The organism is Roseivivax sp. CAU 1753 (genome assembly GCF_054482575.1).
The window spans coordinates 482313-498157 of the sequence record NZ_JBTLRF010000001.1; the positions used below are offsets into that span (position 1 = coordinate 482313).

Sequence of the window (15845 nt, forward strand, 5' to 3'; positions counted from 1 at the left end):
CATCCCCGCGAGGCCCATCTTCATGACCTCATCGCAGGATCAACAGGAGACGGGCAAGGGCGCGGTCGTGCTGTCCATCGATGCGATGGGCGGCGACCAGGGACCGGCGGCGGTTGTCGCCGGTGTTGCCGTGTTCGCGAAGACCAATTCCGACGTCCGCTTTATCCTTCACGGCCACAAGCCCGAGCTTGAGCGCCTCGTCGCGAGGACGCCCGATCTGGACCCCCGGGTCGAGATCCGGCACGCGGACGACGTCGTCTCGATGGATGACAAGCCCAGCCAGGTGATGCGCAACGGCAAGGGCACCTCGATGTGGTCCACGCTCGAGGCGGTGCGCGCGGGCGAGGCCACCGTGGCGGTGTCCTGCGGCAATACCGGTGCGCTCATGGCGCTGTCGATGGTGCGTCTGCGCAAGCTGCCGGGTATCAGCCGCCCGGCCATCGCGATCCTCTGGCCGTCCCGATCCGAGCGGGGCTTCAACGTCATGCTCGATGTGGGCGCGGATATCCGCGCCGATGCGCGCGACCTGTTGCAATATGCCCTGATGGGGGTGTCCTACGCCCGCAACGGCCTGGCGTTGAAGCGGCCCCGGGTCGGTCTGCTGAACGTGGGCACCGAAGAGCACAAGGGCCGCGCCGAACTGCACGAGGCGCATGAGCTGATCGCCCAATCCGCCGACAGCGCAGAGTTCGACTTCGTGGGCTTCGTCGAGGGCGGCGACATTCCCGGCGATGTGGCCGACGTGATCGTCACCGACGGCTTCACCGGCAACGTCGCGCTCAAGACCGGCGAAGGCACGGCGGGACTGATCCGCGATCTGCTGCAGGATGCCTTTGCCTATTCCTTCATCTCGCGCATTGCCTCCTTGCTGGCCTATCCGTCGCTCAAACGGCTTTCCAGGCGCATCGATCCGCGCCGGGTCAATGGCGGTGTCTTCCTCGGGCTCAACGGCACCGTGGTGAAGTCGCATGGGGCCGCCGACGCGACCGGCGTCGCTGCTGCGGTCAACCTTGCCTGTCGACTGGCCGAATCGGGATTTACCGACAAGCTCAAGGCACGGGTTGCATCCACCGCAGAGCTTGCTCAGGATGCCGCCACTTCAGCAGACGACGGAGAGACCACCACATGACGTTGCGCGCCGTGATTGCTGGATGTGGCCATTACCTTCCTGATCGCATTGTCGAAAACGCCGAATTCGAGGCGTGTATCGACACCACCGATGAATGGATCCGGTCGCGTTCGGGTATCGAGCGACGTCATTTCGCGGCCGAGGGCCAGCCCACCTCCGACCTTGCCAAACGCGCCGCCGACGCGGCGCTTGCGGATGCCGGATTGGCCGTTGACGATATCGACGCCATCATCGTCGCCACCTCGACCGCCGATCTGACCTTTCCGTCGGCGGCCACCATGGTGCAGGCCGCGCTGGGCATGACCCGTGGCTTTGCCTTCGACGTGCAGGCGGTCTGCGCGGGATTCATCTACGCGCTGGCCAATGCCAATGCGCTGATCGTCTCCGGCCAGGCCGAGCGGGTGCTGGTGATCGGTGCCGAAACCTTCAGCCGGATCATGGACTGGACCGACCGGGGCACCTGCGTGCTGTTCGGCGACGGGGCCGGTGCGCTGATCCTCGAAGCGCAGACCGGCACCGGCACGAACGAGGATCGCGGCATCCTGTCTATCGACCTGAATTCCGACGGGCGCTTCAAGGACATCCTCTATGTCGATGGCGGTGTATCGACGCAGTCGACCGGTTTTTTGCGCATGCAGGGCAAGGAAGTGTTCCGCCACGCCGTCGAGAAGCTGGCCTCGACCGCCACCACCGCGCTGCAGAAGATCGGGCTCGAGGGCAAGGACGTGGACTGGGTCGTGCCGCATCAGGCCAATATCCGCATCATCACCGGCACCGCAAAGAAGCTTGGCCTGTCGATGGACAACGTCATCGTGACGGTGCAGGACCACGGCAATACCTCTGCCGCGTCGATCCCGCTGGCGCTCTCGGTGGGCAAGCAGCAGGGCAAGATCAAACGCGGCGATCTGATCGTCACCGAAGCCATCGGCGGCGGCCTTGCCTGGGGTTCTGTCGTCCTGCGCTGGTGACGTTTTTCGGTCAGATCAACGCCCTCCGCCAAGCCCTTGATATTGACTCGGAAATTGCTCCGCGCCTACACTCCGACAAAATCAGGGAGGAAGCGATGGGGGAAAAAACTCTCACGCGCATGGATCTTAGCGAAGCCGTCTTTCGAGAGGTGGGATTGTCGCGCAACGAAAGCGCCGATTTGGTCGAAGCGATATTGCAACACATGTCCGACGCGCTGGTCGCGGGCGAACAGGTCAAGATCTCATCCTTCGGGACGTTTTCGGTCCGCGACAAGGCCGCGCGCGTCGGTCGGAATCCCAAGACCGGCGAAGAGGTTCCGATCCAGCCGCGCCGGGTGCTGACCTTTCGACCGTCGCATCTGATGAAAGACCGCGTGGCGACTGGCAACAAGGGCTGAAACCGACATGAGCAAATCTCCCGATGCGTTCCGCACCATCAGCGAGGTGGCGGACTGGCTTGAGACGCCCGCCCACGTCCTGCGGTTCTGGGAGAGCAAGTTTCCGCAGGTCAAGCCGGTCAAGCGCGCGGGCGGGCGGCGGTATTACCGCCCCTCCGACATGATGCTTCTCGGGGGCATCAAGAAGCTGCTTCACGACGATGGCATGACCATCAAGGGTGTTCAGAAAATTCTTTCCGAACAGGGCGTTAAGTCCGTATCTGACATGGCCCCTCCAATTGACGACAACGACGCGGAGGACGTGCTCGACGCGGTCGAGACCCCCGATCGGGACGTGCCCGCGCGCATCGACGACGAGATCGAGGATGCGCCGTTCATCGAGGCCGAGCCCCCCGCCTCGACGGTCGTTCCCTTCACCGGCGGCACCCTTGCCGAGACGCCTGCACCCCCGGCCAATGCTGAGACCGACAGCGCCGAGGCGCCGGTCGCCCCCTTGCCCGAGGGCACGCCCGACGCGCCTGCGGTAGAGGACGTCGCGCCAGAGCCCGAGCCGGAGGTGCTGCAGGATGCAGCGGCTGCGCAACAGCCCGACCCGCCCGAGGTCGCCGGGGATACCGCCGCCAAACCGGATGACGCGGAAGGCGACAGCGTCGATGCCACCGACCGCGCCGAACCGGTAATCGCGGGCGATGCGCCGGACGCGCCCGATGAGGCGAAACGTCCCGAGGACGCCGAAGCGGCCTCCGCGCCGGATCTTACGCCAGAGGACAGTGCCGCGGACACGCCGTCGGTTGCGACCGATTCTCCGGACGATGCCGATGCGGCGGTGGAAATATCCGCCCGCGCCGCATCCGACGAAGCCGAGGCTCAGCCCAGTCTGTTCGGCCCGACCCCTGAATTCCTGTCCAAGCCTTTCAGTGACCGCGCCGCACGCGACGGGGACGCCGCGCGAACCGCCGACGCCGACCCGGTCGTGACCCCGGTCGACGACGACGACACGCCGCGCGAAGACAACCTGGCAGAGGGCGCGACGGCAGCAGCGGATCGCCCGAAGGCCGCCCCATCCGAGCCCGCGTCCGAGACCGAGATCGCCGAGGCCGCAGACCCGGTCCCCCCCCCGAACACGGACGCCGCGTCGCGCCCCGGTCATCCCGACAACCCGCCCGAGGCCGATCCCGAAGAGGCCGCAGCCGAAGACGCGCCCGCAGTCGCGCCGCCATCGCCCGGCGCGAACGGAACCGATCGGATCGAGTCGCCATCCGCGCCGCCTGAACCGGGTCCGCTGCACCATCTGGCCAAGCTCGACCGCCTGTCGCCCGAAGATGCCGCGCGACTTGCGCCCGTTCTCGAGAAGCTGCGCGCGCATGTCGGCGCATAGCCTCGGGATCGTAGGCGCGCGGGGCTGAAAATTCCCTGTTCAAGGGGTTGCGACGGCGCTTATTTCCAGTATGACACATCCCAAGTCGGGCTATGGCGCAGTCTGGTAGCGCGTCCGTCTGGGGGACGGAAGGTCGCAGGTTCGAGTCCTGCTAGCCCGACCAGCTATCTTTCCTTTTTGAAATTCCCCCTGCGGTGTTGGTGCCCGCGTCCTTTGCGTGCGGCATTGGACCGATCAGTCCCCTGCCCCTTCCGGAAACTTAAAGGTCGTGATTTCAGCGACATAGAACGGATAATACGCGTCTGTGCCGAAAAAGTTGCCCGCCACGGCGCGCATCGGCACGCAAAACCCCTGCACCTTGCGAAACTCCGACAGCTCGGCACCGAACGGCTGAAGCCGGTAGGTCTTGTCCGGGTTGGCATCGCTCCACCTCTGGAACCACACCTTCAGCGGCTGACCGTCTGGCCCGACCGCCAGGTCGACCGCCTGCGTCATCCCGGCATGGCGCACCGTGACCCGCGCTGTGTCGGGATCGACGGCCTCCCAAACCACATCCGGCCCGGGCAAGAGCGCGGCCGGCGTCCAGATCAGGGCTTCGGCGATGCAGCGTCCGAAGGCCGCCCTGCGGTGATCTTCGGTTCCGCCGATCCGCGCCACGGGCAGCAGCCCCGCGACCCAGAACCGCGTCCAGTCCCCCGTATCCGACCCGGACAGGCGCATGCGCCTGGACCTTGCGGACATGGCCCAGACGAACCCTTCCGGGGCGGCCAGCGTCTGGGTCGCGGTCATCTGCAGCACATTCGGGGCCGCCTTGGTCACGAGGTTGAACTGACCCCGCATCGCGAACCGGGCGACCGTGTAAAGCGGCGTGCCCTCGGCGATTGCGTAGGTGAAAAACCGAACCGCGGGCGCTGGCAGCCCGTCAAGCATGGACGCATCGAACCGCGGCGGGGTCCGGGGCTGGCACGTCAGCAGGCGCGCTGCCTCGCGGGCGTCGGCGCGGTGGTCGCGCGCGCGCATCGCAAAAAGGCCCGACAGGGTCAGACCGATGCCGCCACCAAGCAGAAGCGCCACACCCATTGTCACCCGTGTTCCCGTTACTGCAAAAACCACCGCCAGTCTGGCTTGGCACCCTGCACCGCGCCTTGACCGGGATCATGCCGGGCGCGGTTCGATGCATTTTAACCCTCGTCTGCACGCATTGGCGTTCACAAGCGCCGCGTGTCCTTGTTAGACAGGACCTGCGCAGCGGAAGGAAACCGGCGACATGACAGGCGTGCTTGCAAGCCAGCAGATCGAAACGCTGATCGACACGGGTGCCATCGGGCTCGATGCGGCTCTGGTCGCGGGTCAGATCCAGCCGGCCAGCCTCGATCTGCGGCTCGGTCGGCAGGCGATCCGGGTCCGGGCCTCGTTTTTGTCCGGCAAGGGACAAAGCGTCGAACAGCGCCTGGCCGAATTCGAGATGCACCGCGTCGATCTGGAACAGGGTGCCGTGCTCGAGAAAGGCTGCGTCTACCTGATCCCGCTGCTGGAAAGCCTCGCGCTGCCGCAGGACATCACCGCGATCGCCAATGCCAAGAGCTCGACCGGCAGGCTCGATCTGCTGACCCGAACGATCACCGATGACGGCACCGAGTTCGACCGCATCGCGCCGGGCTATACCGGCCCTCTCTACGCCGAGATCTGCCCCCGGTCCTTTTCGGTCCTGGTGCGCACCGGCATGCGGCTCAACCAGATCCGGTTCCGCCGCGGGCAGTCCATCCTTGACGACGCGGCGCTGACGGCGTTGCATGCCTCGGATACGCTGGTCAGCGGCGGCCCGCCGCTGATCCGCGACGGGCTTGGCTTTTCGGTCGATCTTGAGCCTGCCGCGGGCGACGACCTTGTGGGCTATCGGGCCAAGCCGCATACCGGGGTGATCGACCTGGACCGGATCGGCCATTACGACGCGGCGGAATACTGGGAAGAGATCCGCACCCGCGACCGCCGCATCATCCTCGACCCGGACGCCTTTTACATCCTTGTCAGCCGCGAGGCCGTGCATATCCCGCCCGCCTATGCCGCCGAGATGGCGCCCTACCTGGCAATGGTCGGGGAGTTCCGCGTGCATTATGCGGGTTTCTTCGATCCGGGCTTCGGCCACGCGGCGGCGGGCGGCACCGGTTCGCGCGGCGTGCTGGAAGTGCGCTGCCACGAAGCACCCTTCGTGCTGGAGCATGGGCAGATCGTCGGACGGCTGGTCTACGAGCGGATGGATGCGGTCCCAAGACAACTCTACGGCGCTGATATCGCGTCGAATTATCAGGGTCAGGGCCTGAAGCTTTCCAAGCATTTCCGGACCTGAGATCGCGCAGGACGGGGGAATGCACCCGGATTTCGGCCTATTTCCGGTCGTTTCAGCAAGAAACCGCCATGCAGCGCCACATCGCGCCGGTGCGTTGCGCAGGATCGGGAACGAAACGTCGCGCCGGTTGTTGTTATCCCAATGCCCGTCGGGCTTGTATAACAGGAATTGGAGACATCCGATGACACGCAAGATCACATCGCTTTTCGCCGCCACCCTCGTCGCGGGCATCGCGACAATGCCCGCATATGCCATGACCCAGACCGTGGCCCCTGACAGCATGCTGACCGTGCTTGAAGGTCCCGGCCTGAGCAACGACACGATCGCGACGCTGCCCGCCGAGGCGAACTATGAGCTCAAGGGCTGCCTCGAAGACGGCACCTGGTGCGCCATCACCTTTGACGCCACCCAGGGCTGGATCGCGGGTGACGCTGTCGACGTCGATTTCGCCGAAGTGCCCACGATCACCTTCGACTGGACCGATCCGCTGATCATCGAGGTTGACGAGGTCGTCGTGCCCGCGTCCGAATAACGGTCGAACGATTTTACAACGCCACAAGAGGCGCCGGGTCTGGCCCGGCGCCTTTTCCATGTCCGACCGGTCGCTATCCGGCGGACCGGATTGTCACAAAGCCCGGTTAGTCAGAACCGACCGGGGTCTCAGAAGCGACCGGCGCGACGGGCCATGCGCATGGCCTTCTGCGCGTTTCCTGCGTGTTTCTTGGCACCATCGGCGCGCTGACGCTCCTCGGGGGTCATGTCGTCGCGCGCCTTGCCCTTGCCGAAGGCCTTGTCGATTCCGACATTCACGCCCTTGTTGATCACGTTACGCATCACTGTGCGCATGATCATGTTGATAATCTGGTTCGCGTTCATCTCTGCCTCGCTGTGCCTCTTGCTGCCGCACGTCTGGCGGTCTGTGCCGATACGCGGAAAGATAGACATCAATTGTGCCGATTTCAGGGCCAATCTGCCGTCAATTGCACGAATGTGTCGCGTTGCGCGGCACCGGTGCAGCCCGTCGCGATCACAGCCCGCGACACAGCCCCCGCCCCACTGCCGCGTGTCCACTTGTCCGTCCCGCCTCAATCCTCGAACAGCTCGCTCTGCCCTTCCGGGGTTTCTTCCTCGGCATCGACATCGCCTTCGCCCGGTCCCGGCATCGCGCCCAGCGGCGGGCGGTTTTCGAGCAGTCCCGCGGCACGCAATTCCTTCAGCCCCGGCAGATCGCGGGCATTCTCGAGCCCGAAATGATCGAGAAAGCCCTGCGTGACCACGAAAGTCACGGGTCGCCCGGGCGTCATCTTGCGGCGTCCGAAGCGGATCCACTCCATCTCGATCAACTGATCGACAGTGCCCCGGCTGACCGACACGCCCCGGATCTCCTCGATCTCGGCGCGGGTGACCGGCTGGTGGTAGGCGATGATCGCCAGCGTCTCGATCGCGGCACGGCTGAGCTTGCGCGTCTCGACGGTTTCCTTCTGCATCAGGAAGCCCAGATCGGGCGCGGTGCGGATCGCCCAGGCATCGCCGACCCGCATGACCCGGACGCCGCGCCCCTGATAGCGCTTTTCAAGATGCACCAGCGCCTCGGCCGCGTCGCAGCCGAACGGCATCCGGTCGTTCAGGTCCTTGACGGTCTGCGCCTCGGCGGTGGCGAACAGCAGGGCCTCGACCATGCGTTCCTGCTCGCCCATGGGCGGGGCCTCGAACAGGCTCTCGCGGGGGTCGTCTTCCGCGTCGGGCGCACCCGGCGCAGGGTCCACGGCGTCCTCGCTCATGTCTCGCGCCCATCCCTGCGTCGCAATTCGATGGGCGCGAACAGTCCGGACTGGCGCAGCTCGGCGCGGCCTTCCTTGACCAGCTCCAGCGAGGCCGCGAAGGTCGAGGCCGTGGCCGATCGACGCTTGACCGGATCGTCGCTCCAGCCGTCGGGCAGATAGGTGGCGATGTCGGTCCAGGTGCCCGCGAAGCCGATCATGCCGCGCATCCGGTCCAGCGCCATCTCCATGGTGAAGACCCGGTCGCGGTCCATCACGAAAGGCCGGAATTCGTCGCGGGTGCGGATCCGCGCATAGGCCTGCATCAGATCGAGGATCGACGCGGTATAGCGGACATGGCGCACCCGCTCCATCTTTTCGGGCAGGCCGCGGGCAAAGAAATCCCGCCCCTTCTGGTCGCGCGCCATCAGCCGGGCGGCGACGTCGCGCATGGCCTGCAGGCGTTCCAGCTGAAATGCCAGATGCGCCGCCAGCTCTTCGCCCGAGGGGCCGTCTTCGGTGGGGTCTGGCGGCAGCAGAAGCCGGGATTTCAGAAACGCGAGCCAGGCCGCCATCACCAGGTAATCGGCGGCCAGTTCGATCCGCAGTGCGCGGGCCTCTTCCACGAAGGCCAGGTATTGCCGCGCGAGATCCAGCACCGAAATGCGCCGCAGATCGACCTTCTGGGTCCGCGACAGGGTCAGCAGCAGATCGAGCGGACCTTCATAGCCATCCACATCGACGATCAGCGCCTCCGCCTCGAGGCGGTCCGCAACGGAGATCGGCTGGAGGTCGAAATGGCTGTCGTCGGTCATCCTGCGCGCCCGGTTGGAAGCGCCTCCAGCTTGGCCTGCAGCGCGCCGATGTCAACCTCGCCCGGGTCCGTTCGGGCGGTCAGCGCCGCCACGGCCCGCACATAGGCCTCGGGGGTCATGTCGCCCACCGCGTCCATCAGCGCCTGCATCTCGGCCATCTCGCCGTTGCAATGCAGGATCACGTCGCACCCCGCCGCAATGGCCGCCGCCGCGCGGTCCGCCACCGTTCCCGACAGCGCCTCCATCGAGATGTCGTCGGTCATCAACAGGCCGCCAAAGCCGATCTCGTCGCGGATCAGCCGGATCATGCGCGGCGACACGGTCGCGGGCGCGGTGTCGTACTCCGAAAACACCAGATGCGCGGTCATGCCCAGCGGCAGGTCCGCGAACGGCTTGAAGGCGGCGAAATCCGTCTCCATCAGCACCTCCGCGCGCGTCTCGATGCGCGGCAGGTCAAGATGACTGTCAAGCTTCGCCAGACCATGCCCCGGCAGGTGCTTCATCACCGGCAGGACGCCACCGTCGAGATGCGCCCGCGCCACCGCGCGACCAAGATCGAGAACGCGCTTCAAGTCCCTGCCATAACAGCGGTTTTTCAGAAAGGGATGGGTGTCGGGCCGGGCCACGTCCAGCATCGGCGCGCAGTTTCCGTCGATGCCGTAGCCGCGCAACTCGGCCACCGTGATGCGGTAGCGCAGGTACATCGCCTCGGTCGCTCTTGCGCCGTAGAGGTCCGCGAAGTCCAGAGGCGCGGTCCATTCGGTGGCCAGTGGCGGGCGCAGGCGCTGCACGCGGCCGCCCTCCTGATCGATGAAGATCGGCGCGTTGTGCCCGACCGTGTCGCGCAGGGCCGCCGTCAGCGCCCGGATCTGCTCCGCGTCCTCGAGGTTGCGGGCGAACAGGATGAAGCCATAGGGATTCGCCCGGGCAAAGAACCGCCGTTCCGGTTCGGTGAGACGCGTCCCCGAAGGGGCAAGGATCGCCGCACCGAAGCGGTTCACCGCGTCACCACCGGGATACAATCGGCGTTGCCGGCCACCAGCGCTGCGCAGAACCGCCGCGCGTCCGACAGGTCCGCAAAGCCATGCGCGCGCAGGCGGTAGAAGGTCTTGCCACCCGACGCCGCCTGTTCGATCACCCGGTCCTTGCCGGTCAGGTAATCCTCGAACCGGGTTTCGAAGCGGGTCCATTCGGCGCGCGCCGTCTCGGGGCTGTCATAGGCCCCCAATTGCACCAGCCGGGTGCCGGCCGGGATGCTTGCCGGTGCGATTTCCTTGATGCCGGGCGCTGTCGTCGGCGGCGTCGCCCCGACCGATGCGCGCCGAAGCCCCTGCGGGCGCGTCTTCGGGCGCAACGACCGGGCGATGCCGCCATCGGCCTCCAGCGCCATCTCGATGGTGGCGTCGATCGCCGCGCGCACCGGGTCATCGTCCAGCATGCTCGGGGGGGCGGCCATCTCGACGTCCTCGGCTGGCGGTGCCTCCATATCCGCGACCGCGTCGGGACTGACGGGCGCCGGGACGGCGGGGTCCGGCGGGATCGTCTCGGCCAGCGTCGGTGCGGGTGTGCCTTTCGGTGTCGGATCCACCGTCGGCCGCGGCTGTCGTGGCGCGGGGCGGGACGCAAGGCGGCCCAACGGCACATCGTCATCCGTCAGGCTGACCGACTGCGGTGCCAGACGGATCTCCGCGGGCGGCGGCGACGCCATGCCCTGCCCGGCTACATCGTTGACCGCGAGGCCCTGATGATCCGCCGGGCGGCCACCGGGATTGACGGGTTGCACCCGCATCGGCCCTTCGGTCGCCTGCACCACGGGGATGCCCGAGACGTCGCGCATGATCAGCTTGGTGCCCCAGACGCCGATCCCGACGATCAGCGCCAGCGACATCGCCGCCCCTGTCAGATGGGTGAGCGTTGCAATTGTGCCCTGTCCTGCGACCCCGGAATCGGAGCCGGAACGATAGATATCCGCCATGCCTGCCTCATCTTCGGCAGCCGTGGCCACCGGTCATTCTGCTCTGCCTGACCGGTGGGGCGCTTGATTTGGTCAGCGCATTTCCTCGACCGGTGTGACGCCCAAGATACCCAAACCCGCCGCGATGACAACCGACACGGCCCGCGCGAGGGCGATTTTCGCCTGACTTGTGGCCGCATCGCCGTCCTGCAGGAAGCGCAGGCCCGGCACATCGTTGCCCTTGTTCCACAGCGCGTGCAGTTCACTGGCCAGATCATAGAGATAGAAGGCGACCCGATGCGGCTCGTGGGTACGCGCCGCGATCTCGACGAGGCGCGGCCATTCGGCCAGTTTCCGCGCCACCGCCTGTTCGGAAGGATGCGTCAGGCCGGACAGGTCGGCGGCGGCAAGCGCCGTGTCCGAGACGTCGATCCCGGCCTCGACCGCCTTGCGCATCACCGACCGCACCCGGGCATGGGCGTATTGCACGTAAAAGACCGGGTTGTCCTTGGACTGCTCCATCACCTTGGCGAAATCGAAGTCGAGCGGCGCGTCGTTCTTGCGCGTCAGCATGACAAAGCGGGTGACATCCGCGCCGACCTCCTCGACCACGTCGCGCAGGGTCACGAAGGTGCCCGCGCGCTTGGACATCTTGAAAGGTTCGCCGTTCTTGTAAAGCTTCACCAGCTGCGTCAGCTTGATGTCGAGCGGCGTCTTTTCCGCCGACAGCGCCGCCACGGCCGCCTTCATGCGCTTGACGTAACCGCCGTGATCCGCGCCGAAGACGTCGATCAGCGCATCATAGCCGCGCTGCACCTTGTCGTAGTGATAGGCGATATCGGGGGCAAAATAGGTCCAGGACCCGTCCGACTTCATGATCGGACGGTCGACATCGTCGCCATAGCGTGTGGACATGAACAGCGTTTGCTCGCGCGGCTCCCAATCCTCGGGCGTCTTGCCCTTGGGCGGCTCCAGCGTGCCCTTGTAGATCAGCCCCTTGCCGCGCAGATCCTCGATCGCCGCCTCGATCTTTCCGGTGCCATAGAGCGACTTTTCCGAAAAGAAGTGGTCCATCTCGACGCCGAGCTGCTTCAGATCGGCCCGGATGAGGTCCATCATCGCGGCGGTGGCGAAGGTGCGCACTTCGTCCAGCCAGACCGCTTCGGGCTGGTCGATATAGGCGTCGCCCACCTTGCCCTTCAGATCGGCCCCGACCGGCACGAGATAGTCGCCGGGATAGGTGCCGTCCTCGAACTCGACCTTGCGTCCGTGCGCCTCGAGATAGCGCAGGTAGACCGACCGCGCCAGCACGTCGACCTGCGCGCCACCGTCGTTGATGTAATATTCCCGCGTGACCGCGTAGCCCGCGTAATCCAGCAGCGACGCCAGCGCATCGCCGAACACGGCGCCCCGGGTATGGCCCACATGCAACGGCCCGGTGGGGTTGGCCGAGACGTATTCGACATTGACCGAACATCCCTGCCCCAGTCCCGACCGGCCATAGGTTCCGTCAGACGTCAGGATCGCGGCGGGCAAGGCCTGCCAGACGCTGTCGGCCAGCCGCAGGTTGATGAATCCCGGCCCGGCGACAGTGGCCTCGGCGACGCGCGCGTCGGCCGCCAGAAGCGGGACCAGCGCCTCGGCGATGTCGCGCGGTTTCATCCGGGCGGGCTTGGCCAGCACCATCGCGGCATTGGTGGCCATGTCGCCATGGGCGGCATCGCGCGGCGGCTCGACCGCGACGGGGCCGAGGTTGAGGCCCGCAGGCAGCGTGCCCGCGTCGACAAGTGCGCCGATGGCGTCGGTGACCAGCGCGCCGATCTCGGAAAAGAGGTTCATGGGAATTGGGCTCCTCGGGTTTGCCTGTGCTCTACCATGCGGACCGCGCGCGTCAATCAGGGTGGCCCGCAAGAGACCGGACGCCGTGGCGCGCACCCCCTCTGCCCCGGACCTGATGCGGGGCCTCGCCGACGCGCCCGCTGACTGCCCGGGCGGCGGCCCCGCACCCTCCCCCGCAAGTGCGGATCAGCCGGTCGGCACGCGCTCTTCCGACCGTTCTTCGCGCTTGGGGGCCAGCATCAGGATACGCACATCGGCACCGTCGCGCGGCGTGCTGTCGGGACCGAGAAAGCGCAAGCTGCCGTCGGTCGCGAAATCCGCGACGATGATCGCGTCGGGGTTCTTCGCGTACCAATCCTCGAGCGTGAACTCCTCGGACAGCCGCGTGGTGCGAAATTCCCACCCCTCGCGCATCCGCGCTTCGGATTCGTAGAACGTCTCGTCCGATCCGATGGGGCGACCGCCCAGCGTCGCGGGCAGCGCATGGCGCGTCGATCCTTCGCGGGCGCGGCGCAGCTGGAAAACCTTTTCGCGCCCGAACTCGGGGCCGAGGTCGGTAGTCACCAGCGTGTTGTAGGCATCGTTGTCGGTGGCCGCGATCACCTGCTCGTACCGCACCAGGTCCAGCTTGTGCTCCGCATCCTCGGACAGAAGATCGCCGAAATAGGTCTCGATCCCGGCCTCGCGCGCGGCGCGCAGATGCGAATGGTTGGGATCGACGATGATGACCGGCAGATCCAGCGCCTTCAGCGCCTGCGCCAGTGCCAGCGACCAGGTGGAGCCACCGACGATCATCACGCCGGGGCGGTCCGCCGCGGTCAGCCCCAGCATCCGCGCCAGCGGCGACAGGGTAAAGCCGTGCAGCACCACCGTCGCCGCCACCAGCGCAAAGGCCAGGGGGGCCATACGGCTGCCGTCCTCGATGCCGATCCCGGCCAGCCGTTCGCCGAACAGGCCCGCCACCGCGACCAGTACGACGCCGCGCGGCCCGGTGAAGGCAACCAGCAGACGCTCGGCCCTGGGCACGCCGGAAAACGCCAGCGCGATCAGCACCGCAACCGGGCGCGCGACCAGAACGACCACCAGCACGAAGGCCAGCGCGCGCAGGTCCAGCGAGGCCAGCGTCGCCCGGTCCATGTTGGCCGCGAGCAGGATGAACACACCCGACACCAGCATCACCGTCGCCTGTTCCTTGAAGCGGCGGATCTCGGTGTAGGATGGCAATTCGACATTGGCGATCCACAGCCCCATGAGCGTGACCGCCAGCAGCCCGGCCTCGTGCAGGACCCAGTCCGAGACCCCGAAGACGACCAGGACCAGCACGAAAAGTGCGGGCACCTTCATGTATTCCGGCACCCAGCCGCGGGCAAAGGCCCGCGACGTGGCCCAGCCCGCGGCCAGGCCCAGCACCGTCGCCACGGTGATGCCGATCACCAGATCCACGACCGCATCGCCGGGACCGCTGGCGGTCTGCAACACCACGACGACCTCGAAGGCCAGCACAGCCGCCAGCGCCCCGACCGGGTCGTTGACGATGGCTTCCCATCGCAACAGCGCCGCCGGCCGACGCCTCAGCCGCGCCTGACGCAACAGCGGCGCGATCACCGTGGGCCCGGTGACGATCATGATGCCGCCAAACACCGCCGAGGTCTGCCAGCTGAGCCCCGCCACGTAATAAAGCGCCGCCGCCGAGGCCGCCCAGCCCAGCGGCGCACCGATGAAGACCAGCCGTCTGACCCCGACCGCCGCATCCCTGAGCGCCGAGAAATGCAGCGACAGCCCGCCCTCGAACAGGATGATCGCCACCGCAATGGCCACCATCGGTTGCAGGATGCTGCCAAAGTCCCGCGACGGATCGAGCAGGCCAAGCCCCGGCCCGACGATCAGCCCCGCCAGCAGCATCAGCACGATGGCGGGCATGCGCAATCGCCAGGCCAGCCATTGCGACCCGACACCCAATGCGCCCACGAGCGCAAACCCCATCACCGGGTCGAGGCCGGCCTCTGCGGGCGTTGCCATGATTGTCACCTCTTTCTATCGGGCGGTCGGATCGCCATTTGCCTGCATATCGCGTTGATTCGGCGCGCGGCGCAAGGTCAGGTCTGGTCGTTCAGCACATCGACACCGGTCAGGCGCGCATGTTCCTGCAGCGCGAAGCGGTCCGTCATGCCGGCAATATAGTCGGCCACCGATCGCGCGATCGCCGTCTGGTCTTCCTCCGCGGTCATGTCGCTTTGCCAACGTCGGGGCAACTGGCCCGGATCGCCGAGATAGATCGGGAACAGCGCATTGACCGCCTGGGTCACCCGTTCGCGCTGCGCCATGACCGAGGGCGCGCGGTACATGTGGGTAAACAGAAAACCGCGGATGGCCTTCAGATCGGCCCGCAGCGCGTCCGAAAACGCAATCACCGGGCGACCGAGATCGCGAATGTCCTGTGCGCATGTGGCCCCCGACGCCGCGAGCCGCGCCCGCGAGGTGTCGATCAGATCGGCCACCATGGTGCCGAAGACGCGCCGCAGCGCCTCGTGGCGGCGGCGGTACGGCTCAAGCCCGGGATATAGCGCGTCGACCTGCGCATAGGCGTCGCGCACGATGGGCAGCGTGGCGATGTCGTCTTCCGAAAACAGCCCCGCGCGCAGACCGTCGTGCAGGTCGTGGTTGTTGTAGGCCACATCGTCCGAAAGCGCCGCAACCTGCGCTTCGGCGCTGGCATGGGTGTGCAGTTCAAGATCGTGATGCGCATCGTATTCGGCCAGCGCATAGGGCAGCGTGCCGGTCACCGGACCGTTGTGCTTGGCGATGCCTTCCAGCGTGTCCCAGGTCAGGTTCAGCCCGTCGAACTCGGCGTAATGCCGCTCCAGCGTGGTCACGATCCGCAGCGTCTGGGCGTTGTGATCGAAGCCGCCATAGGGCGTCATCAGCGCATCGAGCGCGTCTTCCCCGGTATGGCCGAACGGCGTATGGCCCAGATCATGCGCCAGCGCCACCGCCTCGGTCAGATCGACGTTGAGCCCCAGCGCATTCGAGATCGTGCGCGCCACCTGGGCCACCTCGATGGAGTGGGTCAGCCGGGTGCGGTAGAAGTCGCCCTCGTGTTCGACGAAGACCTGGGTCTTGTGTTTCAGCCGCCGGAACGCCGAGGCGTGGATGATGCGGTCGCGATCCCGCTGAAAACAGGACCGGAACGCGCTTTCCTCTTCCGGGTGACGACGCCCGCGCGAGGCCGCGGGTGTGCAGGCATAGAGGGCTGGCAT

Annotated in this window: 15 protein-coding genes and 1 tRNA gene; 7 read left to right on the forward strand and 9 right to left on the reverse strand. The window is 66.6% G+C overall.

The features are described from left to right. Nucleotides 1-22: 22 nt before the first annotated feature. From plsX to ACXYMN_RS02190, 5 genes are all read left to right on the forward strand, one after another. A complete protein-coding gene (gene plsX / locus ACXYMN_RS02170; RefSeq protein ID WP_459011755.1) occupies nucleotides 23-1129 on the forward strand; it encodes a phosphate acyltransferase PlsX in 1107 nt (368 codons plus the stop codon). Then, nucleotides 1126-2097: a beta-ketoacyl-ACP synthase III gene (locus ACXYMN_RS02175; protein ID WP_459011757.1), complete on the forward strand. Its 972-nt coding sequence runs from the start codon at nucleotides 1126-1128 to the stop codon at nucleotides 2095-2097. Before plsX ends, ACXYMN_RS02175 begins: the two co-directional genes overlap by 4 nt. A 95-nt stretch (nucleotides 2098-2192) precedes the next feature. After that, nucleotides 2193-2495, forward strand: a complete 303-nt coding sequence (gene ihfA, locus ACXYMN_RS02180) for an integration host factor subunit alpha (protein ID WP_459012345.1) — start codon at nucleotides 2193-2195, stop codon at nucleotides 2493-2495. A gap of 7 nt (nucleotides 2496-2502) precedes the next feature. After that, complete coding sequence (locus ACXYMN_RS02185; protein ID WP_459011758.1) at nucleotides 2503-3873, forward strand: MerR family transcriptional regulator; 1371 nt, start codon at nucleotides 2503-2505, stop codon at nucleotides 3871-3873. An 86-nt stretch (nucleotides 3874-3959) separates the two neighbouring features. Beyond that, nucleotides 3960-4036 (forward strand) — tRNA-Pro (locus ACXYMN_RS02190). Between the two features lie 71 nt (nucleotides 4037-4107). Here ACXYMN_RS02190 and ACXYMN_RS02195 read toward each other — a convergent pair. After that, the gene (locus tag ACXYMN_RS02195) at nucleotides 4108-4947 is read right to left on the reverse strand and encodes a DUF6544 family protein (RefSeq protein WP_459011760.1); all 840 of its coding nucleotides are present in this window, start codon (nucleotides 4945-4947) and stop codon (nucleotides 4108-4110) included. A gap of 193 nt (nucleotides 4948-5140) precedes the next feature. Between ACXYMN_RS02195 and ACXYMN_RS02200 the strand changes: the two genes are divergently transcribed. Together ACXYMN_RS02200 and ACXYMN_RS02205 are read left to right on the forward strand one after the other, a co-directional pair. Continuing rightward, complete coding sequence (locus ACXYMN_RS02200; RefSeq protein ID WP_459011761.1) at nucleotides 5141-6220, forward strand: 2'-deoxycytidine 5'-triphosphate deaminase; 1080 nt, start codon at nucleotides 5141-5143, stop codon at nucleotides 6218-6220. Nucleotides 6221-6401: 181 nt separating this feature from the next. Continuing rightward, a complete protein-coding gene (locus ACXYMN_RS02205) occupies nucleotides 6402-6752 on the forward strand; it encodes an SH3 domain-containing protein (RefSeq protein ID WP_459011762.1) in 351 nt (116 codons plus the stop codon). A 128-nt stretch (nucleotides 6753-6880) separates the two neighbouring features. On the opposite strand, the gene ACXYMN_RS02210 is transcribed toward ACXYMN_RS02205, so the two are convergent. The 8 genes from ACXYMN_RS02210 to ACXYMN_RS02245 form a co-directional block, all read right to left on the reverse strand. Beyond that, nucleotides 6881-7189 carry a hypothetical protein gene (locus ACXYMN_RS02210; protein WP_459011763.1) on the reverse strand — a complete coding sequence of 103 codons (309 nt, stop codon included), beginning with the start codon at nucleotides 7187-7189 and terminating at the stop codon, nucleotides 6881-6883. Nucleotides 7190-7305: 116 nt separating this feature from the next. After that, nucleotides 7306-8001: an SMC-Scp complex subunit ScpB gene (gene scpB, locus ACXYMN_RS02215; RefSeq protein WP_459011765.1), complete on the reverse strand. Its 696-nt coding sequence runs from the start codon at nucleotides 7999-8001 to the stop codon at nucleotides 7306-7308. Further along, nucleotides 7998-8795, reverse strand: a complete 798-nt coding sequence (locus ACXYMN_RS02220) for a segregation and condensation protein A (RefSeq protein WP_459011766.1) — start codon at nucleotides 8793-8795, stop codon at nucleotides 7998-8000. The genes scpB and ACXYMN_RS02220 overlap by 4 nt, the downstream gene beginning before the upstream one ends. After that, on the reverse strand, nucleotides 8792-9796 hold the full coding sequence (locus ACXYMN_RS02225; RefSeq protein WP_459011768.1) for a glycoside hydrolase family 3 N-terminal domain-containing protein: 1005 nt from the start codon (nucleotides 9794-9796) through the stop codon (nucleotides 8792-8794). The genes ACXYMN_RS02220 and ACXYMN_RS02225 overlap by 4 nt, the downstream gene beginning before the upstream one ends. Then, a complete protein-coding gene (locus ACXYMN_RS02230) occupies nucleotides 9793-10770 on the reverse strand; it encodes an SPOR domain-containing protein (protein ID WP_459011770.1) in 978 nt (325 codons plus the stop codon). The genes ACXYMN_RS02225 and ACXYMN_RS02230 overlap by 4 nt, the downstream gene beginning before the upstream one ends. Before the next feature lie 72 nt (nucleotides 10771-10842). Then, on the reverse strand, nucleotides 10843-12588 hold the full coding sequence (gene argS / locus ACXYMN_RS02235) for an arginine--tRNA ligase (RefSeq protein ID WP_459011771.1): 1746 nt from the start codon (nucleotides 12586-12588) through the stop codon (nucleotides 10843-10845). Between the two features lie 186 nt (nucleotides 12589-12774). Next, nucleotides 12775-14607, reverse strand: coding sequence for a cation:proton antiporter (locus ACXYMN_RS02240; RefSeq protein WP_459011772.1), 1833 nt, complete (start codon nucleotides 14605-14607; stop codon nucleotides 12775-12777). A 77-nt stretch (nucleotides 14608-14684) separates the two neighbouring features. Continuing rightward, nucleotides 14685-15845 (reverse strand): deoxyguanosinetriphosphate triphosphohydrolase, encoded by a 1161-nt coding sequence (locus tag ACXYMN_RS02245; RefSeq protein ID WP_459011773.1) that lies wholly within the window; start codon nucleotides 15843-15845, stop codon nucleotides 14685-14687.